The sequence below is a fragment of the Streptomyces sp. NRRL F-5727 genome (genome assembly GCF_000719555.1).
Classification (GTDB): domain Bacteria; phylum Actinomycetota; class Actinomycetes; order Streptomycetales; family Streptomycetaceae; genus Streptomyces.
This window is the reverse complement of record NZ_JOGX01000047.1, coordinates 22,289-43,645: the sequence shown is the minus strand read 5'-3', so window position 1 is coordinate 43,645 and position 21,357 is coordinate 22,289. Positions and strand designations below refer to the sequence as shown.

The 21,357-nt window shown below is 71.6% G+C and carries 20 protein-coding genes; 13 read left to right on the top strand and 7 right to left on the bottom strand.

The annotated features are described in order from the left end of the window. Positions 1-25: 25 nt before the first annotated feature. The 3 genes from IF73_RS0126830 to IF73_RS0126820 all read right to left on the bottom strand — a co-directional run bounded on the left by IF73_RS0126830 (position 26) and on the right by IF73_RS0126820 (position 3,326). Positions 26-2,242 carry an FG-GAP repeat domain-containing protein gene (locus tag IF73_RS0126830; RefSeq protein WP_031012515.1) on the bottom strand — a complete coding sequence of 739 codons (2,217 nt, stop codon included), beginning with the start codon at positions 2,240-2,242 and terminating at the stop codon, positions 26-28. Between the two features lie 161 nt (positions 2,243-2,403). Continuing rightward, positions 2,404-2,916 (bottom strand): mycothiol transferase, encoded by a 513-nt coding sequence (locus IF73_RS0126825; RefSeq protein ID WP_031012513.1) that lies wholly within the window; start codon positions 2,914-2,916, stop codon positions 2,404-2,406. Beyond that, entirely contained in the window at positions 2,916-3,326 is a 411-nt protein-coding gene (locus tag IF73_RS0126820; RefSeq protein WP_031012511.1) for a DUF1992 domain-containing protein, read from the bottom strand. The genes IF73_RS0126825 and IF73_RS0126820 overlap by 1 nt, the downstream gene beginning before the upstream one ends. A gap of 128 nt (positions 3,327-3,454) precedes the next feature. On the opposite strand from IF73_RS0126820, the gene IF73_RS0126815 reads away from it, so the two are divergent. Then, complete coding sequence (locus IF73_RS0126815; RefSeq protein ID WP_234338352.1) at positions 3,455-4,375, top strand: M23 family metallopeptidase; 921 nt, start codon at positions 3,455-3,457, stop codon at positions 4,373-4,375. A gap of 189 nt (positions 4,376-4,564) precedes the next feature. Here the strand turns inward: IF73_RS0126815 and IF73_RS0126810 are convergent, their stop codons facing one another. After that, positions 4,565-4,768, bottom strand: coding sequence for a cold-shock protein (locus IF73_RS0126810; protein WP_030235313.1), 204 nt, complete (start codon positions 4,766-4,768; stop codon positions 4,565-4,567). A 285-nt stretch (positions 4,769-5,053) separates the two neighbouring features. On the opposite strand from IF73_RS0126810, the gene IF73_RS0126805 reads away from it, so the two are divergent. The 3 genes from IF73_RS0126805 (at position 5,054) to IF73_RS0126795 (ending at position 8,062) form a co-directional block, all read left to right on the top strand. Continuing rightward, the gene (locus IF73_RS0126805; RefSeq protein WP_031012503.1) at positions 5,054-5,920 is read left to right on the top strand and encodes a menaquinone biosynthetic enzyme MqnA/MqnD family protein; all 867 of its coding nucleotides are present in this window, start codon (positions 5,054-5,056) and stop codon (positions 5,918-5,920) included. Between the two features lie 328 nt (positions 5,921-6,248). Beyond that, positions 6,249-7,448: a cyclic dehypoxanthinyl futalosine synthase gene (mqnC, locus tag IF73_RS0126800; protein ID WP_031012501.1), complete on the top strand. Its 1,200-nt coding sequence runs from the start codon at positions 6,249-6,251 to the stop codon at positions 7,446-7,448. Between the two features lie 14 nt (positions 7,449-7,462). Beyond that, entirely contained in the window at positions 7,463-8,062 is a 600-nt protein-coding gene (locus IF73_RS0126795; protein WP_031012500.1) for an imidazolonepropionase-like domain-containing protein, read from the top strand. Here the strand turns inward: IF73_RS0126795 and IF73_RS0126790 are convergent. Then, positions 8,047-8,817, bottom strand: coding sequence for a hypothetical protein (locus IF73_RS0126790; protein ID WP_031012498.1), 771 nt, complete (start codon positions 8,815-8,817; stop codon positions 8,047-8,049). The genes IF73_RS0126795 and IF73_RS0126790 overlap by 16 nt on opposite strands. 8 nt (positions 8,818-8,825) lie before the next feature. Further along, positions 8,826-9,353, bottom strand: coding sequence for a SigE family RNA polymerase sigma factor (locus IF73_RS0126785; RefSeq protein WP_234338351.1), 528 nt, complete (start codon positions 9,351-9,353; stop codon positions 8,826-8,828). Positions 9,354-9,503: 150 nt separating this feature from the next. Here IF73_RS0126785 and IF73_RS0126780 point away from each other — a divergent pair, with 150 nt between their 5' ends. Both IF73_RS0126780 and IF73_RS0126775 read left to right on the top strand, forming a co-directional pair. Next, a complete protein-coding gene (locus IF73_RS0126780; RefSeq protein WP_031012494.1) occupies positions 9,504-10,199 on the top strand; it encodes a demethylmenaquinone methyltransferase in 696 nt (231 codons plus the stop codon). A 605-nt stretch (positions 10,200-10,804) separates the two neighbouring features. Beyond that, the gene (locus IF73_RS0126775; RefSeq protein WP_031012492.1) at positions 10,805-12,091 is read left to right on the top strand and encodes a geranylgeranyl reductase family protein; all 1,287 of its coding nucleotides are present in this window, start codon (positions 10,805-10,807) and stop codon (positions 12,089-12,091) included. Positions 12,092-12,166: 75 nt separating this feature from the next. Here IF73_RS0126775 and IF73_RS0126770 read toward each other — a convergent pair whose 3' ends face one another. Continuing rightward, a complete protein-coding gene (locus IF73_RS0126770) occupies positions 12,167-13,075 on the bottom strand; it encodes a C40 family peptidase (protein WP_031012490.1) in 909 nt (302 codons plus the stop codon). A gap of 691 nt (positions 13,076-13,766) precedes the next feature. Here IF73_RS0126770 and IF73_RS0126765 point away from each other — a divergent pair. The 7 genes from IF73_RS0126765 to IF73_RS0126735 are packed head-to-tail and all read left to right on the top strand — an operon-like array spanning position 13,767 to position 21,329. Continuing rightward, the gene (locus tag IF73_RS0126765) at positions 13,767-14,126 is read left to right on the top strand and encodes an NADH-quinone oxidoreductase subunit A (protein ID WP_030494815.1); all 360 of its coding nucleotides are present in this window, start codon (positions 13,767-13,769) and stop codon (positions 14,124-14,126) included. Between the two features lie 17 nt (positions 14,127-14,143). Beyond that, positions 14,144-14,698, top strand: coding sequence for a NuoB/complex I 20 kDa subunit family protein (locus IF73_RS0126760; RefSeq protein WP_003998928.1), 555 nt, complete (start codon positions 14,144-14,146; stop codon positions 14,696-14,698). Then, complete coding sequence (locus IF73_RS0126755) at positions 14,695-15,426, top strand: NADH-quinone oxidoreductase subunit C (protein ID WP_031012487.1); 732 nt, start codon at positions 14,695-14,697, stop codon at positions 15,424-15,426. The genes IF73_RS0126760 and IF73_RS0126755 overlap by 4 nt, the downstream gene beginning before the upstream one ends. Further along, positions 15,423-16,745 (top strand): NADH-quinone oxidoreductase subunit D, encoded by a 1,323-nt coding sequence (locus IF73_RS0126750; RefSeq protein WP_031012473.1) that lies wholly within the window; start codon positions 15,423-15,425, stop codon positions 16,743-16,745. Before IF73_RS0126755 ends, IF73_RS0126750 begins: the two co-directional genes overlap by 4 nt. Continuing rightward, positions 16,742-17,500, top strand: coding sequence for an NADH-quinone oxidoreductase subunit NuoE (gene nuoE, locus IF73_RS0126745; RefSeq protein ID WP_031012471.1), 759 nt, complete (start codon positions 16,742-16,744; stop codon positions 17,498-17,500). Before IF73_RS0126750 ends, nuoE begins: the two co-directional genes overlap by 4 nt. Continuing rightward, positions 17,500-18,849 carry an NADH-quinone oxidoreductase subunit NuoF gene (gene nuoF / locus IF73_RS0126740; protein WP_031012469.1) on the top strand — a complete coding sequence of 450 codons (1,350 nt, stop codon included), beginning with the start codon at positions 17,500-17,502 and terminating at the stop codon, positions 18,847-18,849. Before nuoE ends, nuoF begins: the two co-directional genes overlap by 1 nt. Next, positions 18,846-21,329 (top strand): NADH-quinone oxidoreductase subunit G, encoded by a 2,484-nt coding sequence (locus IF73_RS0126735; protein ID WP_031012467.1) that lies wholly within the window; start codon positions 18,846-18,848, stop codon positions 21,327-21,329. Before nuoF ends, IF73_RS0126735 begins: the two co-directional genes overlap by 4 nt. The last annotated feature ends 28 nt before the right edge of the window (positions 21,330-21,357 follow it).

Below are 21,357 nucleotides of genomic sequence, written 5' to 3'. Positions count from 1 at the left end.
GTGGTGCCGGGTGTCGCCGGTGTGGCTAGGCGACGCTGGTGAACTTGGTGCCCTCACCCGCGTACAGATCGGTGTTGAGGCGGGTGAAGGTCCCGGTGACGGTCCCGTTCGCGTGGTAGACGTACGTGCCGCCCGCCCCGTACGCGATCAGGTCCGGCCGCCCGTCGCTGTCGACGTCCCCGGCGCCGACGAGCTGGCTGAAGGCACCCCAGCCGCCGCCGATCTTGGTACGGGTGAGGAAGTTGCCCGTGCCGTTGCCCTGGTAGAGCCAGAGGACACCGGACGTGTCGCGGGCGACGAGGTCACCGGCGGCGGTGCCGGCGATGTTCCCGACGGCCGTGAGCTGGTTGTAGATCCCCCAGCCGCCGCCGACGCGGACGCGGGTCGCGAACGGCTTGGCGAGGTCGCCGGTGCCCTTGTAGAACCACAGCACCCCGGAGGTGTCGGTGGCGAGCAGGTCGGACCGCCCGTCCCCGTCGAGGTCGGAGCCGCCGGTGAGCTTGTTGTAGACGCCCCAGCCGCCGCCGACCTGCACGCGGGTGGCGAAGGTGCCGTCGCCCTTCCCGGCGTACGACCAGAGCACGCCCGAGCCGTCGAGGGCGACGAGGTCGCCGGTCGCGCTGCCGCCGATGTTCCCGACGGCCTCGATCTGCTTGTACGTGTTCCACCCGGAGCCGATCCGGGCGGGGTCGGCCATCGTCTTGACCTGCCCGTTCACCGGTCGGTCGCGCAGGTCGTCGCGCCACAGCACGCCGGCGGCGTCCCGGACGAGGACGTCGGTGGAGCCGTTGTCGGTGAAGTCGTGCGGGTTGGCGGTGCGCTGGATGCTCGTCAGCCAGCCCTGGTAGACGGGCTCGCCGACCCCGTCGGCCCGCATCGCGTACGCCTCGACCGCGTACTCGCCGTTCGGCCCGTCCGTGCGGTCGTCGAGGACGCCGTCCCACGTGAAGGAGAAGCGGGTGCCGCTGGCGGGCGCCGGCACGTACCCGTGGAACTCCCGGCCGGTGGCGGTGTGGGTGAGCACGATGCTCATTTCGACGTCGGGCCGCGACAGCGTCCACGCCAGGGTGGCCTTGCCGCCGGTGCTGTCGAGATTCACGCTGTCGGGGATGTGGACCTGCTCGATCGCGAGTGGCTCCGGGTCCATCTCCGCCGTCTTGGTGACGGCCGGGGCCTCGCCGGTCCGCGGGTCGAGCCGGAACAGCCCGGAGCCGCCCGTGGCCGTGCGGCCGCTCAGCAGCGCGCTGCCGTCGCCGCGCGTGACGATGCCCGTGGCGGTTTCCGAGAGCTCGACGGTCCGGCCGTCCGTCAGGGACACGGCCAGGCCGGGCCGCCAGTCGTTGCCGTACACCAGCCAGTCACCGACCAGCACGGCGCGGTACTCGTCGTCGGGACCCATGACGGTCGTCTTGCGGACGCCCGTGGCGCGCTCGACGGACACGACGGTCTGGCCGGAGCCGCTCTGCCACTCCGTCCAGGCCACGTGGGAGCCGGAGAACATCAGCGCGCTGGGGCCGCCACCGAACACGCCGGACGTGCCGGACGCGTACGTCTCGACGGCGGTCCCCGCCGCGAGGTCGATCACGGCCCGGGCGCCGGTCCGCGCCTCCTCGGGGCCGGTCTCGTACCCGACGAGGATCCGGTCGCCCTGGACGGCGGCGTTGGTGACGAACCGGTCGGCGTCGGCGGGAAGACCGGAGATCTTGCGGGTGGACGGCGTGGCGCCGTCCTGGGTCACGACGATCAGCTCCGCCGTACCGTCGCTCTTCGTCGCCTGCGCGAGCACGCTCTTCGGGCCCAGCACGGCCACGAAGTTCGCGTCCAGCGCGCCGAGGTCGATGTCGAGGACGGGCGTCTCCGGGGCGGCCATGTCCCGCAAGGTGACGGCGGTCATCTGGGGGAAGCTGCCGTGGTTGCCGATGGCGACCACGTCGCTTCCGGTCGGCGCCCAGCCGCCGTTGTCGTACGCGGCGAGGTCGATGGGGGTCGCGGCGCCGCCGTCGTACGGCGTCCACGTCAGGCCGGCGTCTCCGTACGTGAGGAAGCCGGTCGGGCCGCCTCCCATGACGCTGGACCCGGCCGGGAAGACCGGAAGCGCGTCGGCCTGCGTGGCCGAGACGGCACCCGAGGTGGCCGCGAAGGCGGCCGGCGCCGTGGCGAGCGTGCCCGCGCCGAGCGCGGTGACGGCGAGGACGGCGGTGACGGCCGCGGCGAGACGCGGACGGGTGGTGCGGAACTGCAAGGAGACCCCCACGAGAAGACCCGGCACGGGGCGTGCCGTGCAGGGTCAGACTCGCGATCGGGTCGAGTGGTTGTACGGAAGATCGCCGATTCGTTCGATCGAGTGACCGTCAACCCGCGCCGGGGCCGGACAGGTTACCCACCCGCCACCACCCGCGCCCCTCACCCGCCCGTCCGCTCCACCACCCCCCGCACGTACCCCGCCTGCCCCGCGTGCTGCAGGTCCTCCGCGATCACCGACACCAGCCGGACGCCCAGCGTCACCGGCGGGTCCCAGGCCGTGTCCACCACCCGGTCCAGGTCCGCGTTCGTCACCGGCGCCAGCAGCGAGGCCGTCCGGTCGTGCACCGCGTCGTGATAGCCGAGCAGCAGCGCCGCCGGTGCCCGTACGGCCCCGACCTGCGTGGACGTGTGACCGTAACCGGTCGCCGCGGGCGGGAACGGCAGGCCGAAGCGGTCCCGCCAGCCGTCGGAGCGCCACAGCTGCTCCGTACCGAAGGCGCCCGCCAGGTGGTCGTCCTGGATGCGGGTGAGGTGCCAGACGAGCCAGGCGATCGAGTTGGCGTCCGGGTCGATCCGGGCGGCGAGCTCGTCCTCGCCGAGGCCCTTCACGGCCGCGTGGACGGCCTCCCGGATCCGGCCGAAGGAGTCGAGCAGCAGGCCGGCACTGTTCATCACGCCCCCTTGGGGTCGCGCGCCGCCCGCCACCGGGCCAGCTCCGCCTCGACGTCGAAGGGCGTCAGGTTCAGCGGCGGACCGGCCGGCGGGCGGCGCAGGGCTTCCGCGATCTTGGTGTTGATCTCGCCGAGGATCCGCCGGACCTGGCTCTCGGAGCGGGCCTCCGCGACCGCCGCGGCCGCGTCCTCGGCGTCCTTGCGCAGCTGGAGCGCGGGCGGCAGGACCGCCACGCCCTCCCGGTGCAGCTTCCGCTTGACCCACCACAGCTCGTCATAGGGCGCGGCGTCGTCCTGGAGGGGCTTCCCGAAGCCGGGGAGCTCGCGGAACTCCCCGCGCTCGGTCGCCTCCCGGATCTGCTTGTCGACGAAGGACTCGAAGCTGACGCCCGGCGGTTTCCGTTCGGTCATGTGTCCAGCGTACGTATCGGGGCCGCTCCGCATGTGGCGTACGCGGGCTACTCCGGCGCCGGGACTTCCGGCACCCTGTGGTCGGTCAACGCGCGTAAACCCCTGTCACCTCACGTCACGGAGGACACATGCGTCACCCGCGTACGACTCGGACCACAGCGCCGACCCCGGCCCGGAAGAGAGCCCGGAAGACCTCCCGCAGCTCCGCCCGCAGCTTCGCCCGCGTCCCCGCCCTCGGCGCCCTGCTCGCGCTCCTCGCCGGCCTCCTCACGGTCCTGGGCACGGCCGGCACCGCCCACGCCGCGCCGCTCTTCAAGGCCCCGTTCGCCTGCGGCCAGAAGTGGACCTACAGCCACCACTCCGCCGAGGTCCGCCAGGCCCTGGACTTCGTCCGCTCCGACGGCGGCGCCACCGCCGGCGCCCCGGTCCTGGCCTCGGCCTCCGGCACCGCCTACCGCTACTCGCAGCCGACCGGCGCCGGGAACTACATCGTGATCGACCACGGCGGCGGCTGGAAGACGTACTACTTCCACCTGAACGCCTACTCGGTCGCGAACGGCGCCGCCGTCTCCCAGGGCCAGCAGATCGGCACCACCGGCTCCACCGGCAACAGCTCCGGCGCCCACATCCACTACGAGCAGCTCTACAACGGCGTCGGCCAGACCATCGTGATCAACGGCGTCTCCCTCGCGCCCTACCCCGGCTCGTACGGCTCCAAGCACCTGACCAGCGACAACGGCTGCTCCGGCGGGGGCGGCGGAAAGTACTGGGTGGACACCTTCGCCAACGCCACCGGCTACGCGGCCGCCAACACCAACGACCCCCAGGGCGTCCTGAACGCGGGCACGAACTACGTCTACTGCAAGGTCTGGGGCCAGGAGATCCGCGACGCCTCCGGCAACTACAACCACTGGTGGCTCCGCACCGACCTCGACACCGTCTACGCCGGCAAGAACGGCTACGGCGCGTACGTCTCCGCCTACTACCTGTCCCGCTGGGGGAACGACGAGGCCCGCGACAACAACGGAACCGTCATCCCGAACTGCTGACAGCCCCGGAAGCCCGCCTCGGAAGCCCGCCCCGGGGGGGCCTGAAAACCCCGGAAGCCCCGGGGCCCGGAAGCCCCTGAAACCCCCGGGGGCCCGAAAACGGGCAGGAGCCCCGCTCGTGCCGGCAGGCGGCACGGAGCGGGGCTCCTTGGGTACTGCTCTAGAAGATCTCGATCGCCACTACGGCGTTCAGATCGCGGTGACGTTCTCCGCCTGCGGACCCTTCGGGCCCTGGGTGACGTCGAAGCTCACCGCCTGGTTCTCCTCCAGGGAACGGAAGCCGTTCGCGTTGATCGCGGAGTAGTGGACGAAGACATCCGGGCCGCCGCCTTCCTGGGCGATGAAGCCAAAGCCCTTTTCAGCGTTGAACCACTTGACGGTTCCGGTAGCCATGAGCCCTCCTATGGGCCAAAGGGTCGCCCTGCTCCAGAACCTGCAAAGAAGTCTGAAAACTACAAAAGCCTGCGGGTCACATGCTCCGCAGGCTCTGTACTGCAAGGGAAACCAAACTGCAACTTGCGTCGAGCGTAGCACGCAGCGTGTGCGACGCGATAGAGGGAAAGATCACGTCACCCGCATGTTTGACTCCGGCCCTAAGGCGCTGACGCGCCACGCCGGTGACGGGCCCGGATCTCCCCCGGCGATGTCCACCGTACGAGACGCGGCTAGCCTCGCGATGTGGACAATGCGAACGACGAGCACCAGCGCAGCCGGCCCCGCGTCGGGCACATCCAGTTCCTGAACTGCCTGCCCCTCTACTGGGGGCTCGCCAGGACCGGGACGCTCCTCGATCTGGAGCTGACCAAGGACACCCCGGAGAAGCTGAGCGAGCGGCTCGTCCGCGGCGACCTCGACATCGGCCCCATCACCCTCGTCGAGTACCTGCGGCACGCCGACCGGCTGGTCGCGCTCCCCGACATCGCCGTCGGCTGCGACGGCCCTGTCATGTCCTGCGTGATCGTCTCCCAGCGCCCCCTGGAGGAGCTGGACGGCGCCCGCGTCGCGCTCGGCTCCACCTCCCGGACCTCGGTGCGGCTCGCCCAGCTGCTGCTCGCGGAGCGGTACGGGGTCGAGCCCGCGTACTTCACCTGCCCGCCCGACCTGGGGCTGATGATGCAGGAGGCCGAGGCGGCGGTCCTCATCGGCGACGCCGCCCTGCGCGCCTCGCTGCACGACGCGCCCCGGCTCGGGCTCCAGGTCCACGACCTCGGCCTGATGTGGAAGGAGTGGACGGGACTGCCCTTCGTCTTCGCCGTCTGGGCCGCCCGCAAGGAGTACCTGGCGCGCGAACCGGAGACCGTCCACGACGTCCACCGGGCCTTCCTCGCCTCCCGCGACCTCTCCCTCGACGAGGTCGCCAAGGTCGCCGAACAGGCCGCCCGCTGGGAGTCATTCGACGCCCGGCTCCTGGAGCGCTACTTCCGCACGCTCGACTTCCGCTTCGGTCCCGAGCAACTCGCCGGAGTACGCGAGTTCGCCCGCCGCACCGGCCCGACGACCGGATTTCCGGCCGATGTGACGGTCGAACTGCTGCCGCCGGAATAGGCGCCTTGCCGCATACGCACCCGACCTGCGCCGCATACGCACCCGACCTGCGCCGCATAGCTACCCGACCTCGTCGCATAGCCACCCGCCCCCGCCGCATAGTCCGCCGCATAGGCACCCGGCCCGCCGCCGCCCGGCAATTCCCGCCCGCATTTCCCGGGGCCGGGGCGGCCGCGGCCCGTATCCGTGCCTTCCCATTCCACCCCGGGAATCGCGCGGGAGAACGTTCATCGGAAATTCACTCCGACCCGGACCCCGCCCCGGCGGCCCACCCCCGCTGGCGTACGCTGGTTCGGTCTGTCAGCAACCCTCCGAAAGGGACGAAACGGTGACCGAGAAGGCCGAGCTCCAGTCTGTTCTCGACCGTGCCGCCGCAGGCGGTCGCATCACCCCCGAGGAGGCGCTCGACCTGTACCGTTCGGCGCCCCTGCACGCCCTCGGCGCGGCCGCCGACGCCGTGCGCCGCCGCCGCTACGCCGGTACCGAGCACATCGCGACGTACATCATCGAGCGGAACATCAACTACACCAACGTCTGCGTCACGGCCTGCAAGTTCTGCGCCTTCTACGCCGCCCCCAAGGACACCAAGAAGGGCTGGACCCGGGACCTCGACGACATCCTGCGCCGCTGCGCGGAGACCGTCGAACTCGGCGGCACGCAGATCATGTTCCAGGGCGGCCACCACCCGGACTACGGCGTCGAGTACTACGAGAAGCACTTCGCCGCCATCAAGAAGGACTTCCCGCAGCTCGTCATCCACTCCCTCGGCGCCTCCGAGGTCGAGCACATGGCCCGCATCTCCGGCGTCTCCGTCGAGGAGGCCATCACCCGCATCCACGCCGCCGGCCTCGACTCCTTCGCCGGTGCCGGCGCCGAACTGCTCCCCGAGCGGCCGCGCAAGGCCATCGCACCGCTCAAGGAGTCCGGCGAGCGCTGGCTGGAGATCATGGAGATCGCCCACAAGCTGGGCGTCGAGTCCACCTCCACCATGCTGATGGGCACCGGCGAGACCAACGCCGAGCGGATCGAGCACCTGCGGATGATCCGCGAGGTGCAGGACCGGACGGGCGGCTTCCGGGCCTTCATCCCGTACACGTACCAGCCCGAGAACAACCACCTCAAGGGCCGCACGCAGGCCACCCTCTTCGAGTACCTGCGCATGATCGCCGTCGCGCGGCTCTTCCTCGACAACGTGGCCCACATCCAGGGCTCCTGGCTGACCACGGGCAAGGAGGTCGGCCAGCTCTCCCTGCACTACGGCGCCGACGACCTCGGCTCGATCATGCTGGAGGAGAACGTCGTCTCCTCCGCCGGTGCCAGGCACCGCTCCAACCGCCTGGAGATCATCGACCTGATCCGCAAGGCCGGCCGCGTCCCCGCCCAGCGCTCCACGACCTACGAGCACCTGGCCGTCCACGACGACCCGGCGAACGACCCGGTCGACGACCGCGTCGCCTCGCACATCTCGTCCGTCGCCATCGAGGGCGGCACGGCGCACCCGGAGCTCAAGCTCCTCGACGCCAACTGACCCGGGACACCCAGGTGCTCACCCTCCACGCCGCCGAAGCCTCCCCGGAGCTCGCCGTCCTCGTCGACGGCGCGACGATCGCCGCCGTCGGCCCGTACGAGGAACTGGCGGAGGCCCACCAGGACGCCCGCCTCCGCCGCTGGCCGGGCATCCTGCTGCCCGGCCTGCTCAACCCGTACGCCCCCGAGCTCCTGGAGCGCACCTACCACCCGGACCCGCGCGAGGCCGACGAGTTCGGCACCGCGCCTATCACGGGGGAGCGGGCCGCGGAGCTCTTCCGCGCCGACCCGGCCCGCCTCGGCGCCAGCGCCCGCCGGGGCGTCCAGCGGATGCTGGCCCACGGCACGGTCGCGGTGGCGGGCGAACTCCGCACCCGCGCCGCCGCCGACGCGGTCCGCCGCGCCGGCCTCGCGACCGGCCGCCGCCCCGACACCCTCCCGGGCCCCCCGTCCCTCTCCCCGGCCCCCCTGATCCTGCTGCCGCGCCCGGCCCCCGGCGGCCCGGCCCGCTTCGCCGTCTTCGACGTCCCCGACGCGACGGCCCTGGTCCGCCGGGGCGCGTCGACCTGCGTGGCGACGGTCATCGACGGGCGGCTGGTCTACCGGGCCCGCTGAAGGCCCACGACGGCGGAAGGTCCGTCGGGGCCCACCGGGGGCGGGCTGACCGGGTCGAGCGGCGGATCGTTCGCCTCCATCCGATACGCGTACGCCCACTCCACCATCGCCGGGAAGCGCCAGTGCTCGGTGACGGCGAACAGGTCGGTCGCCGTCACCGGCGCCTCCCCGTTCTTCCCGTCGTACACGACGAGGCTGACGTCGGCGTCCTTGTACGTGTATCCCACCAGCACCCTGCCGCCCAGGCTGCTGACCGGCCCGAGCCGCAGCGTCCCGATGTCACCCATGGCGTGCGGGCCCGGCTCGACCTCGCCGGTCCCGGGCCGCCGCACCGACACGACCATGCGGAAGCTCTCGCCGCCCGCCTCGATCAGGTACTCGCTCACCGGGTCGCCGCCGTCGCCCACGGGCCGGACGCGGGTGACCTTCCGCGGCAGCCGCTGCTGCAGCAGCTGGGCCATCTCCTCCTGGTACTTCTCGCGGCGGACCCAGTCGGCCCCGGTCAGCCGCGTCTCGCGGACGGCCGAGGCGGCCGGCGCCGGGACACCGGGACCGGACCCCGGCAGCAGCGTCAGGCCGACGGCTCCCGCCGTGACCACGGCGAAGGCGGCCGCACCGACCGCGAGCCGGGAGCGGGCCCGGCGCCGGCGCCCCTCGCGCACCGCGAGCGGTACGAGGTCGGGCAGCGGCGGCAGCCCGTCCGCCGTCCGGTCCAGGGCGTCGCGCAGCAGAACGCTGTCGTGGTTGTCCTCCACGGCGGACCTCAACTTCCTGTCAGGGAGAGCCCGGCGTCCGCCAGGCGCGTACGGAGTCGGGCGAGGGAGCGCGAGCACTGGCTCTTGACGGTGGCCTCGCTGCACCGCAGCAGCGTCGCGACGGAGGCCACGCTCTGGTCGTCCCAGTAGCGCAGCACGACCATCGCCCGCGCCCGGGGCGGCAGCTCGGCGAGCGCCGCGAGCAGCGTCACGCGCAGGTCGGCGTGGTCGGGGGCGGCCTCCGGCACGGTGCTGCCGCCGGCCCGGGTGAGCACGAGCAGATCCCGCAGCCGGCGCCGCCGCTCCGCCAGGAACGTCCGCGTCAGCACGGTCTTCGCGTACGCGTGCGGATGCTCGGCCGCGCCCGCCCGCCGCCAGTGCTGGTACAGCTTCGCGAGCGTGGTCTGGGTCAGGTCCCGCGCGCCCTCCGCGTCCCCGCAGAGCAGGTACGCCGTCCGGTACAGCCGCTGCTGCGCGGCGCGCGCGAACTCCTCGAACCCGGCGGCCGTCGCCACGTCCGCCCCCACAGCTCTCACCTCAACAGTCGACACTGCCACCGCACCCCTGCTCTCCTCGCTCCCGAACCGCGCTCCCGAAGAGCGCTCCCGACCGTCCTTGAGCACGCCCGGGCCCGAAAGGTTGAAGCGGTACGGGGAGAGATTCCGGCGGCTGCTTGAATGGGTTCCGTGACCCGAGCCAACCTGGACAAACAGCCGCACGAAGTCGCCTCCATGTTCGACGACGTGGCGGCCAACTACGACCTCACCAACGACGTGCTCTCGCTCGGCCAGGACCGCCGCTGGCGCAAGGAGGTCGCGAAGGCGGTCGACGCGCGCCCCGCGCAGAAGATCCTCGACCTCGCCGCCGGCACCGCCACCTCCTCGCAGCCCTTCGCGCGGGCGGGCGCGTACGTCGTCCCGTGCGACTTCTCGCTCGGCATGCTGCGCGTCGGCAAGCAGCGGCACCCGTGGATGCCGTTCACGGCGGGCGACGGCACGAAGCTGCCCTTCCGGGACGACGTCTTCGACGCGGTCACCATCTCCTTCGGCCTCCGGAACATCCAGGACACCGAACAGGCGCTGCGCGAGCTCTACCGGGTGACGAAGCCCGGCGGCCGGGTCGTGATCTGCGAGTTCTCCCACCCGACGTGGGGCCCGTTCCGCACGGTGTACGAGGAGTACCTGATGCGCGCGCTGCCGCCGGTGGCGCGGGCGGTCTCCTCCAACCCCGACGCGTACGTCTACCTCGCCGAGTCCATCCAGTCCTGGCCGGACCAGCCCACGCTGGCGGCCCTCCTCCAGAAGGCGGGCTGGTCCAAGGTCGCCTACCGCAACCTGACCGGCGGCATCGTCGCCCTCCACCGAGGCTACAAACACCCCTGACCCGGCGCGGTGCCCCCGGAGGCCGTGGCACCCCGATACGGTCGGCCGCCGCCGTCCCGTCGTTCGTTCCAGCGAGGCGCCCGCCCACCCCCGCGCCGGGCGCCATGGCGCCCGCTGCGGGCGGCCGCCGCCGCTCCGTTGTGGGCAGGCGTTCCGCTGGGGCGATGGGGGTCCCCCCTGCTCGAGCGAAGCCGAGAGCTTGGGGGAGGGTGGGCACAACGGAACGGCACCCTCAGCGGTGCCTCCGCGCCCCGGGCCTGGACCCGCACCCGTACGGCGCCGTACCAGGGGTGCGGGTTCAGGCGCAGAAAGCCTGGGCGCGGCCGGGCGCGCCGTTCCGTGTGCCCACCCTCCCCCAAGGACTTCGTCCAGGGGGTACCCCCAGCCCTGCGGAACGCCTGCCCACACGGAGGGTCCGCGGCGGGACGCCTGCCCATACGGAGGGCCCGCGGTGGGACGCCTGCCCATACGGAGGGCCCGCGGGCGCCGCCCCGCACGGGAGGTGCGGCGAAGGGACGCACCCCGCGCCCCGCGACGGTCCGTCACGGGCCCCCCGGCCTAGACTTCCCTACGACCCTCTTCGCCGACCTTTCGGGAGATTCGCCGTGACCGAGAAGCCCCTCTCCGAGCACAGCGCAGATGTGATCGTCGTCGGGGCGGGCCCGGCCGGCTCCACCACCGCGTACTACCTGGCCAAGGCCGGCCTCGACGTGCTGCTCCTGGAGAAGACGGCGTTCCCGCGGGAGAAGGTCTGCGGCGACGGCCTCACCCCGCGCGCCACCAAGCAGCTCGTCTCGATGGGCATCGACATCTCCGAAGAGGCCGGCTGGCTCCGCAACAAGGGCCTGCGGATCATCGGCGGCGGCGTCCGGCTCCAGCTGGACTGGCCGGACCTCGCCTCGTACCCGGACTACGGACTCGTCCGCAAGCGCGACGACTTCGACGAGATGCTGGCGCGGCAGGCGCAGAAGGCCGGCGCCCGTCTCTACGAGCGCTGCAACGTCGGCGCCCCGGTCGTCGACGACCGCACCGGCCGCATCACCGGCGTCCACGCCAGGCTCGGCGAGGAGAAGACCGAGGTCACCTTCCACGCGCCGCTGGTCGTCGCCGCCGACGGCAACTCGACCCGCCTCTCCCTCGCGATGGGCCTGCACCGGCGCGAGGACCGCCCGATGGGCGTCGCCGTCCGCACGTACTTCACCACCCCGCGGCACGACGACGACTACCTGGAGTCGTGGCTGGAGCTGTGGGACAAGCGCGGCGCCGAGGACCGTCTCCTCCCCGGCTACGGCTGGATCTTCGGCATGGGCGACGGCACGTCCAACGTCGGCCTCGGCATCCTCAACTCCTCCTCCGCCTTCCGCGAGCTGGACTGGCGCGAGGTGCTGAAGGCGTGGTGCGCGTCGATGCCGGAGGACTGGGGCTTCACCCCCGACAACATGACGACGCCGATCCGCGGCGCGGCCCTCCCGATGGCGTTCAACCGCCAGCCGCACTACACGAAGGGCCTGCTGCTCGTCGGCGACGCGGGCGGCCTGGTCAACCCGTTCAACGGCGAGGGCATCGCCTACGCGATGGAGTCCGGCCAGATCGCCGCCGACGTCATCGTCCAGGCCCACGCCCGCGCGACCCCCGCCCAGCGCGAACTGGCCCTCCAGAGCTACCCCCGCATCCTCAAGGACACCTACGGCGGCTACTACGCCCTGGGCCGCGCCTTCGTGAAGCTCATCGGCAACCCGAAGGTCATGAAGATCGCGACCCAGCGCGGCCTGACCCACCCCGTCCTGATGAAGTTCACGCTCAAGATGCTGGCGAACCTCACCGACCCGACCGGCGGCGACGCGATGGACCGCATCATCAACGGCCTCTCGAAGGTCGCCCCGAAGGCCTGACCGGCCGCGGAACGCCGAAGGGCCGTCGCTCCCCCGAGGAGTGACGGCCCTTTCGTACGGCTCCGATCGCGGGGATCAGAGGATGCGGACGGCGCCCGACGGCGTGTCCCAGTCCAGGGAGCGCTCGACGACGCCCGTGGACGGGTTCTGCGCGCCGACGTACTTGCCGCCGCCGACGTAGATGGCGACGTGGTACGAGCCGCTGCGGCTGCCCCAGTAGAGGATGTCGCCCGGCTGGAGGTTGCTCAGCGAGACGGACGTGCCCATGCTCGACTGGTCGTACGAGATGCGGGGCAGGTCGATGCCGGCCGCGCGGTAGGCGGCCTGGACGAGGCCGGAGCAGTCCCAGGAGTTGGGGCCGGTGCCGCCGGAGACGTACGCGTCGCCGACCTGCGCCTTGGCGAAGGCGACGATCGCGGCGGCGGAGCCGGACGTGACCTGGGTCGACTCGGAGGTGGAGGAGGACGAGGAGTCCGAGTCCGAGGACGAGGAGGAGTCCGAGCCCGAGTCCGACGCCGAGGTGGTGGACAGCTGGGTGCGGGCGGCGTCGCGGGAGGCGCGGGCCTGAGCCTCGGCGCGGGCCTCGGCCTCGGCGCGCTCGCGCTCGGCCTTCGCCTCGGCCTCCTGGCGGGCCTTCTCGGCGCGCTCGGCCTCGGCCTTGCGGTCGGCCTCGGCCTTGGCCTTCTTGGCCTCCTTGGCGGCCTTCTCCAGGGCGGCGGCCTCCTGGGCCTCCAGGCTCTGGTCGAGGGCCTCCTGCTGGGACGCCTCGGCGGAGGCGGCCACGGCGCTGGAGAGGTCAGTGCCGAGCGATCCCAGCGTGGGCATCTCAATGGTCTCGGTCACCGGCTCGGCGTTCGCCGGGCCGGCAGCACCGGCCACCGCGATGGTGCTGAGGACGCCACCGGCAACTCCGGCGCGGAGCGCGAGCTTCGAGGCGCTGCGGCGGGGCTTCCGGTGGCTGGGTATGTGAGCGGTGTGGGACATGGGTACAACCGCTATCAGGGCTTCACGGTTCCCTTCAAGAAACGTGGGTTGCGCCACAGTTACGACCGGAACCGTCTAATCCGCTTCCTTGGCGCCCTTATTGACGCCGTAACGGGCAAAACGGGCACGGCTCATTGCGCCCTTGATCACGTGTTTTCGATGAGATGCCCGAATTGCCCTTCGCTTACCACCTCTTGAAGCCGATGGCCAAGCCCCGTTCTTTTTCGACTCCGGCAGCGTGACGCAGGTCACATCGCCGTCTCGTGAACGCGTGCACACGGAGCCGAGGCGTCCACTTCGGTCCCTCCGGCCCCTCGGACGGGCGACGCCGATGCCTATATCACCCGGACGCGTCCACTGCCAATTTGCTTGCACGCTCCATCTCTTGATAGAGCGCCACCCGTTCCGACCAGCGATTTCCGGTCCGAATGTCACACCTGGTGATCACCTGGGCGCTTCACGCGACATGATCACCGCTCATCCGACTTCATGATCCTTCGTCAGGTGGTGGAGATCACAAATCCGTTGGTGACCCCCGTGTCGCAGATCACAGAGGGGCGGGCTTAAGATACGCGGACGTCGGGCTTGTGAACTGCCTCACATGTGGGCGATCTTCCCGGAGGTCGCCGCGGGGCTCCGCGAGCCGACAGTGCGGTCCAACGGTCAAGGACGACTGGAAGGAGCGAGGAGCGTGAATGCGTACGCGCCCATCCTCGTGCTCGGTGCCCTGGGAGCGGGGTTTGCGATCTTCTCCGTGGTCATGGCCACGCTAATCGGGCCAAAGCGGTACAACAGGGCGAAACTTGAGGCGTACGAGTGCGGCATCGAGCCGACGCCCACTCCCGCCGGGGGAGGCCGCTTCCCCATCAAGTACTACCTGACGGCGATGCTCTTCATCGTCTTCGACATCGAGATCGTCTTCCTCTACCCCTGGGCCGTCACCTTCGACGCCCTGGGGCTTTTCGGGCTCGTGGAGATGCTGCTCTTCGTGCTCACCGTCTTCGTCGCCTACGCCTACGTGTGGCGGCGCGGCGGCCTGGAATGGGACTGAGGGGCTGAGGAGCACCCATGGGACTCGAAGAGAAGCTGCCCAGCGGTTTCCTGCTGACCACCGTCGAGCAGGCCGCGGGCTGGGTCCGGAAGGCATCCGTCTTCCCCGCGACCTTCGGCCTCGCCTGCTGCGCCATCGAGATGATGACGACCGGCGCCGGCCGCTACGACCTCGCCCGCTTCGGCATGGAGGTCTTCCGCGGCTCCCCGCGCCAGGCCGACCTGATGATCGTCGCCGGCCGGGTCAGCCAGAAGATGGCGCCCGTCCTGCGGCAGGTCTACGACCAGATGCCCAACCCCAAGTGGGTCATCTCCATGGGCGTCTGCGCCTCCTCGGGCGGCATGTTCAACAACTACGCCATCGTGCAGGGCGTCGACCACATCGTGCCGGTCGACATCTACCTGCCGGGCTGCCCGCCGCGCCCGGAGATGCTGATGGACGCGATCCTCAAGCTCCACCAGAAGATCCAGACGTCCAAGCTCGGCGTGAACGCCGAGGAGGCGGCCCGCGAGGCGGAGGAGGCGGCGCTCAAGGCGCTGCCGACCATCGAGATGAAGGGTCTGCTCCGTTGAGCGACGAAACCCCGAACCCCGAGAAGGAGCTGTCCGAGCAGAACCTGCCCGGCCAGCGCGGTGAGCACGGGGAGGAGGTACGGCTCCAGCGCGGCATGTTCGGCGCGAACAACGGCGGCGACACCTCCGGCTACGGCGGCCTCGTCCGCTCCATCCGCCTCCCCGGCGCGGCCGCCCGCCCCTACGGCGGCTGGTTCGACGAGGTCGCGGACGAGCTCGAAGGCGCCCTGGAGGAGCAGGGGCTCGTCCCCGAGAACGCCATCGAGAAGACGGTCGTCGACCGCGGCGAGCTCACCTTCCACATCGAGCGCGAGCACCTCGTCCGGGTCGCCCGCACGCTCCGCGACGACCCGGCGCTCCGCTTCGAGCTGTGCACCGGCGTCTCCGGCGTCCACTACCCGGGCGACAAGGGCCGCGAGCTGCACGCCGTCTACCACCTGCGGTCGCTCACCCACGGGCGGCTGATCCGGCTGGAGGTCTCGGCCCCCGACGAGGACCCGCGGATCCCGTCGCTGACCGCCGTCTACCCGACGAACGACTGGCACGAGCGCGAGACGTACGACTTCTTCGGAATCGTCTTCGAAGGCCACCAGGCCCTCACCCGGATCATGATGCCGGACGACTGGCAGGGCCACCCGCAGCGCAAGGACTATCCGCTCGGCGGCATCGCCGTCGAGTACAAGGGCGCCCAGATCCCGGCTCCGGACCAGCGGAGGTCGTACTCGTGAACAGCACCGCATCCAGCCCCCGCGAAACGACCGAGGGGGCGGTCTACACGGTCACCGGCGGCGACTGGGACGAGGTCGTCCAGTCCGCGGCGAAGGCCGACGACGAGCGGATCGTCGTCAACATGGGCCCCCAGCACCCGTCCACCCACGGCGTGCTCCGGCTCATCCTGGAGATCGACGGCGAGACCGTCACCGAGGCCCGCTGCGGCATCGGCTACCTCCACACCGGCATCGAGAAGAACCTCGAGTACCGGACCTGGACGCAGGGCACCACCTTCGTCACGCGCATGGACTACCTCACCTCGTTCTACAACGAGACGGCGTACTGCCTCGGCGTGGAGAAGCTGCTCGGCATCACCGACCAGATCCCGGACCGGGCCAGCGTCATCCGGGTCCTCCTCATGGAGCTCAACCGGCTCTCCTCGCACCTGGTGTGCATCGCCACCGGCGGCATGGAGCTCGGCGCCACCACGATCATGATCTACGGCTTCCGGGACCGCGAGATGATCCTGGACCTGTACGAGCTGATCACCGGCCTGCGCATGAACCACGCCTACATCCGGCCCGGCGGCCTCGCCCAGGACCTCCCGCCCGGCGGCGTCGACGCCGTGCGCGAGTTCGTGAAGACCATGAAGAAGAACCTGCCGGAGTACGACAAGCTCGCCACCGGCAACCCCATCTTCAAGGCCCGCATGCAGGACGTCGGCTACCTCGACCTCACCGGCTGCCTGGCCCTCGGCGCCACCGGACCGATCCTCCGGTCGGCGGGCCTCCCGCACGACCTGCGGAAGACCGACCCGTACTGCGGCTACGAGAACTACGACTTCGAGGTCCCCACCGCCGACACCTGCGACGCCTACGGCCGCTTCCTCGTCCGCCTGGAGGAGATGCGCCAGTCGCTGCGGATCGTCGAGCAGTGCCTCGACCGGCTGGAGCCCGGCCCGGTCATGGTGGGCGACAAGAAGATCGCCTGGCCCGCCCAGCTCGCCCTCGGCCCCGACGGCCTCGGCAACTCCCTCGACCACATCAAGAAGATCATGGGCACCTCCATGGAGGCCCTGATCCACCACTTCAAGCTGGTCACCGAGGGCTTCCGGGTCCCGGCCGGCCAGGCGTACACGGCCGTCGAGTCCCCCAAGGGCGAGCTCGGCGTGCACGTGGTCTCCGACGGCGGCACCCGCCCCTTCCGGGTCCACTTCCGCGACCCGTCCTTCACCAACCTCCAGGCCATGGCCGCGATGTGCGAGGGCGGCCAGGTCGCCGACGTCATCGTCGCCGTCGCCTCCATCGACCCCGTGATGGGAGGCGTCGACCGATGACACAGACCCCGACGAGCGGGAACGTCAGCCTCGGGATGCCCCAGCTTCCCGCCCCCGCCTACCCGGACGACGTCCGGGCCCGGCTGGAGGAGGACGCGAAGGCGATCATCGACCGCTACCCCGGCTCCCGCTCCGCGCTCCTGCCGATGCTGCACCTCGTGCAGTCGGAGGAGGGCCACGTCACCCGTACCGGCATGGCCTTCTGCGCCGACATGCTCGGCCTGACCACCGCCGAGGTCACCGCCGTCGCCACCTTCTACACGATGTACCGCCGCAAGCCGTCCGGCGACTACCAGGTCGGCGTCTGCACCAACACCCTCTGCGCGGTCATGGGCGGCGACGCCATCTTCGAGGAGCTCAAGGAGCACCTCGGCGTCGGCAACGACGAGACCACCGAGGACGGGAAGATCACGCTCGAGCACATCGAGTGCAACGCGGCCTGCGACTTCGCGCCCGTCGTGATGGTCAACTGGGAGTTCTTCGACAACCAGACCCCCGAGTCGGCCAAGAAGATGGTCGACGACCTCCGCGCGGGCCGCACCGTCGAACCCACCCGCGGCGCCCCCCTCTGCACCTTCAAGGAGACCGCCCGGATCCTCGCCGGCTTCCCCGACGAGCGCCCCGGCGCCGTCGCGGCCACCGGCGGCGCCGGCCCCGCCTCCCTCGTCGGCCTCCGCCTGGCCAAGGGCGAGACCCCCCAGCACACCCGAATCGTCCATCCGCGCGGCGAGTCAGCCGGTCAGGAGGGAGAGTGATGACGTTGGCCGCCGAGATCAACTCCAGCAGCCCCGAGAAGCTCCTCTCCCCGGTGCTCTCCGCCTTCTGGGACCAGCCCGACTCCTGGACCCTGGAGACGTACGAACGCCACGACGGCTACCGCGGCCTGCGCAAGGCCCTCGCCATGAGCCCCGACGACCTCATCGCCTACGTGAAGGACTCCGGGCTCCGCGGACGCGGCGGCGCCGGCTTCCCCACCGGCATGAAGTGGCAGTTCATCCCGCAGGGCGACGGCAAGCCGCACTACCTCGTCGTCAACGCCGACGAGTCCGAGCCCGGCACCTGCAAGGACATCCCCCTCCTCTTCGCCAACCCGCACTCCCTCATCGAGGGCATCGTGATCGCCTGCTACGCGATCCGCTCCAGCCACGCCTTCATCTACCTGCGCGGCGAGGTCGTCCCCGTCCTCCGCCGCCTCCACGAGGCGGTCCGCGAGGCGTACCGGGCCGGCTACCTCGGCACGAACATCCTCGGCAGCGGACTCGACGTCGAACTCACCGTGCACGCCGGCGCCGGCGCGTACATCTGCGGCGAGGAGACCGCCCTCCTCGACTCCCTCGAAGGCCGCCGCGGCCAGCCCCGGCTGCGGCCCCCCTTCCCCGCGGTCGCCGGCCTCTACGCCTGCCCCACCGTGGTGAACAACGTCGAGTCCATCGCCTCCGTTCCCGCGATCCTCCACCGCGGCAAGGACTGGTTCACCTCGATGGGCAGCGAGAAGTCCCCCGGCTTCACGCTCTACTCGCTGAGCGGGCACGTCGCCTCGCCCGGCCAGTACGAGGCCCCCCTCGGCATCACCCTGCGCCAGCTCCTCGACATGAGCGGCGGCATGCGCCCCGGACACCGGCTCAAGTTCTGGACCCCCGGCGGCTCCTCCACGCCCATGTTCACCGAGGAGCACCTCGACGTGCCCCTCGACTACGAGGGCGTCGGCGCCGCCGGCTCCATGCTCGGCACCAAGGCCCTCCAGTGCTTCGACGAGACCACCTGCGTCGTCCGGGCCGTCACCCGCTGGACCGAGTTCTACGCCCACGAGTCCTGCGGCAAGTGCACCCCCTGCCGCGAGGGCACCTACTGGCTCGTCCAGCTCCTCCGCGACATCGAGGCAGGCAAGGGCGTCATGTCCGACCTCGACAAGCTGAACGACATCGCCGACAACATCAACGGCAAGTCGTTCTGCGCCCTCGGCGACGGCGCCGCCTCGCCGATCTTCTCCTCGCTGAAGTACTTCCGCGAGGAGTACGAGCAGCACATCACGGGCAAGGGCTGCCCCTTCGACCCGGCCAAGTCGACCGCCTGGGCGGACAACCACAAGGAGGTGACCGCATGACCGTCACCACGCCCGGTGCCGCGGGCGGCGGCAGCCCGGCCGTACCCCCGGAGGACCTCGTCACGCTGACCATCGACGGCGCCGAGATCTCCGTCCCCAAGGGGACCCTGGTCATCCGCGCCGCCGAACAGCTCGGCATCGAGATCCCCCGCTTCTGCGACCACCCCCTCCTCGACCCCGCCGGCGCCTGCCGCCAGTGCATCGTCGAGGTCGAGGGCCAGCGCAAGCCGATGGCCTCCTGCACCATCACCTGCACCGACGGCATGGTGGTGAAGTCGCAGCTGACCTCGCCGGTCGCCGAGAAGGCCCAGCACGGCGTGATGGAGCTGCTGCTCATCAACCACCCGCTGGACTGCCCGGTCTGCGACAAGGGCGGCGAGTGCCCCCTGCAGAACCAGGCCATGTCCCACGGCCAGGCCGACTCCCGCTTCGAGGGCGTCAAGCGGACCTACGAGAAGCCGGTCCCGATTTCCACCCAGGTGCTGCTCGACCGCGAGCGGTGCGTGCTCTGCGCCCGCTGCACCCGCTTCTCCAACCAGGTCGCCGGCGACCCGATGATCGAACTGATCGAGCGCGGCGCGCTCCAGCAGGTCGGCACCGGCGAGGGCGACCCCTTCGAGTCGTACTTCTCCGGCAACACCATCCAGATCTGCCCGGTGGGCGCGCTGACCTCGGCGGCGTACCGCTTCCGCTCCCGCCCCTTCGACCTGGTCTCCTCGCCCTCGGTGTGCGAGCACTGCGCCGGCGGCTGCGCCACCCGCACCGACCACCGGCGCGGCAAGGTCATGCGCCGGCTCGCGCAGGACGACCCCGAGGTCAACGAGGAGTGGATCTGCGACAAGGGCCGGTTCGGCTTCCGGTACGCGCAGCAGCGCGACCGGCTGACCACCCCCCTCGTGCGGAACGCGCGGGGCGTCCTCGAACCGGCCTCCTGGCCGGAGGCGCTGGAGGCCGCCGCCCGCGGGCTCGTCCGCGGCCGCACCGGCGTCCTCGCCGGCGGCAGGCTCACCGTCGAGGACGCCTACGCCTACGCCAAGTTCGCCCGGGTCGCCCTCGACACCAACGACGTCGACTTCCGGGCCCGGATCCACTCCGGCGAGGAGGCCGACTTCCTGGCCGCTCACGTCGCCGGACGCGGACGCGACCTGGACGGCAGCGGGGTCACGTACACCTCGCTCGAAGCCGCGCCGACGGTGCTGCTCGTCGGCCTGGAGTCCGAGGAGGAGGCCCCCGGCGTCTTCCTGCGGCTCCGCAAGGCATGGCGCAAGCACGGGCAGAAGACGTACGCCGTCGCCACCCACGCCACCCGCGGCCTGGAGAAGGCCGGCGGCACCCTGCTGCCCGCCGCCCCCGGCACCGAGGCCGAATGGCTCGACGCCCTCACCTCCCGGGTCGGCCTCGACTCCACCGGCTGGGCCGCCTCCGAGGCCCTGCGCCAGGAGGGCGCCGTCATCGCCGTCGGCGAGCGGCTCGCCGGGGTGCCCGGCGCGCTCACCGCCGCGCTGCGGGCCTCCGCCGCCACCGGCGCGCGGCTCGTGTGGATCCCGCGCCGGGCCGGCGAGCGCGGCGCGATCGAGGCCGGCGCGCTGCCGAGCCTGCTGCCCGGCGGCCGCCCCGCGACCGACCCCCGCGCGCGTGAGGAGGTCGCCGCCGCCTGGGGCGTCCGCGAACTCCCGCACGGGTACGGCCGCGACACCGGCCAGATCCTGGAGGCCGCCGCCGGCGGCGAACTCGCCGGGCTGCTGGTCGGCGGCGTCGACGTCGACGACCTGCCCGACCCGGCACGCGCGCGTGAGGCCCTCGACGCGGCCTTCGTCGTCTCCCTCGAACTGCGCCCCGGCGCCGTCACCGAGCGCGCCGACGTCGTCCTGCCGGTCGCCGCCGTCGCCGAGAAGCCCGGCACCTTCCTCAACTGGGAAGGCCGCGTCCGGATGTTCGAGGCCGCGCTCAAGCCCGAGCAGATGACGAGGACGCTCGCTCCCACCGACGCGCGCGTGCTCCACATGCTCGCCGACGCCATGGACGCCCACCTCGCCCTGCCCGACCTGAAGGCGGCCCGGCGCGAACTGGACCGGCTCGGCCGCTGGACCGAGGAGCGGGCCTCCGAGCCCAGCGCGCACGCGGTCCCGGCGCCCCGGCCCGGCGACGGCGAGGCCGTCCTCGCGGGCCACCGGCTCCTGCTCGACCTCGGCAGGCTCCAGGAGGGCGACGAGGCCCTCGCCGGCACCCGCCACGCGGCCGTCGCCCGGCTCTCCGCCGGCACCGCGGCCGACACCGGCGTCAAGGACGGCGACCTCCTCGAAGTCACCGGCCCCGCCGGCGCGGTCGCCTTCCCCCTCCAGGTCACCGAGATGCCCGACCGGGTCGTCTGGCTCCCGCTGAACTCGGCCGGCCACGGCGTCCTCGCCGGCACCGGCGCCCGCCCCGGCGACCTGGTCCGCATCGGCCCGGCCACCCCTTCGACGGAGGTGCAGGCGTGAACACCCTCCTCGCCGCCGAGGACCTGTC

Coding starts and splice junctions, on each gene's coding strand:
- nuoE (WP_031012471.1), top strand. CDS start 16,742: ATGACACAGACCCCGACGAGCGGGAACGTCAGCCTCGGGATGCCCCAG.
- IF73_RS0126825 (WP_031012513.1), bottom strand. CDS start 2,916: ATGAACAGTGCCGGCCTGCTGCTCGACTCCTTCGGCCGGATCCGGGAG.
- IF73_RS0126735 (WP_031012467.1), top strand. CDS start 18,846: ATGACCGTCACCACGCCCGGTGCCGCGGGCGGCGGCAGCCCGGCCGTA.
- IF73_RS0126815 (WP_234338352.1), top strand. CDS start 3,455: ATGCGTCACCCGCGTACGACTCGGACCACAGCGCCGACCCCGGCCCGG.
- IF73_RS0126770 (WP_031012490.1), bottom strand. CDS start 13,075: ATGTCCCACACCGCTCACATACCCAGCCACCGGAAGCCCCGCCGCAGC.
- IF73_RS0126820 (WP_031012511.1), bottom strand. CDS start 3,326: ATGACCGAACGGAAACCGCCGGGCGTCAGCTTCGAGTCCTTCGTCGAC.
- nuoF (WP_031012469.1), top strand. CDS start 17,500: ATGACGTTGGCCGCCGAGATCAACTCCAGCAGCCCCGAGAAGCTCCTC.
- IF73_RS0126810 (WP_030235313.1), bottom strand. CDS start 4,768: ATGGCTACCGGAACCGTCAAGTGGTTCAACGCTGAAAAGGGCTTTGGC.
- IF73_RS0126760 (WP_003998928.1), top strand. CDS start 14,144: ATGGGACTCGAAGAGAAGCTGCCCAGCGGTTTCCTGCTGACCACCGTC.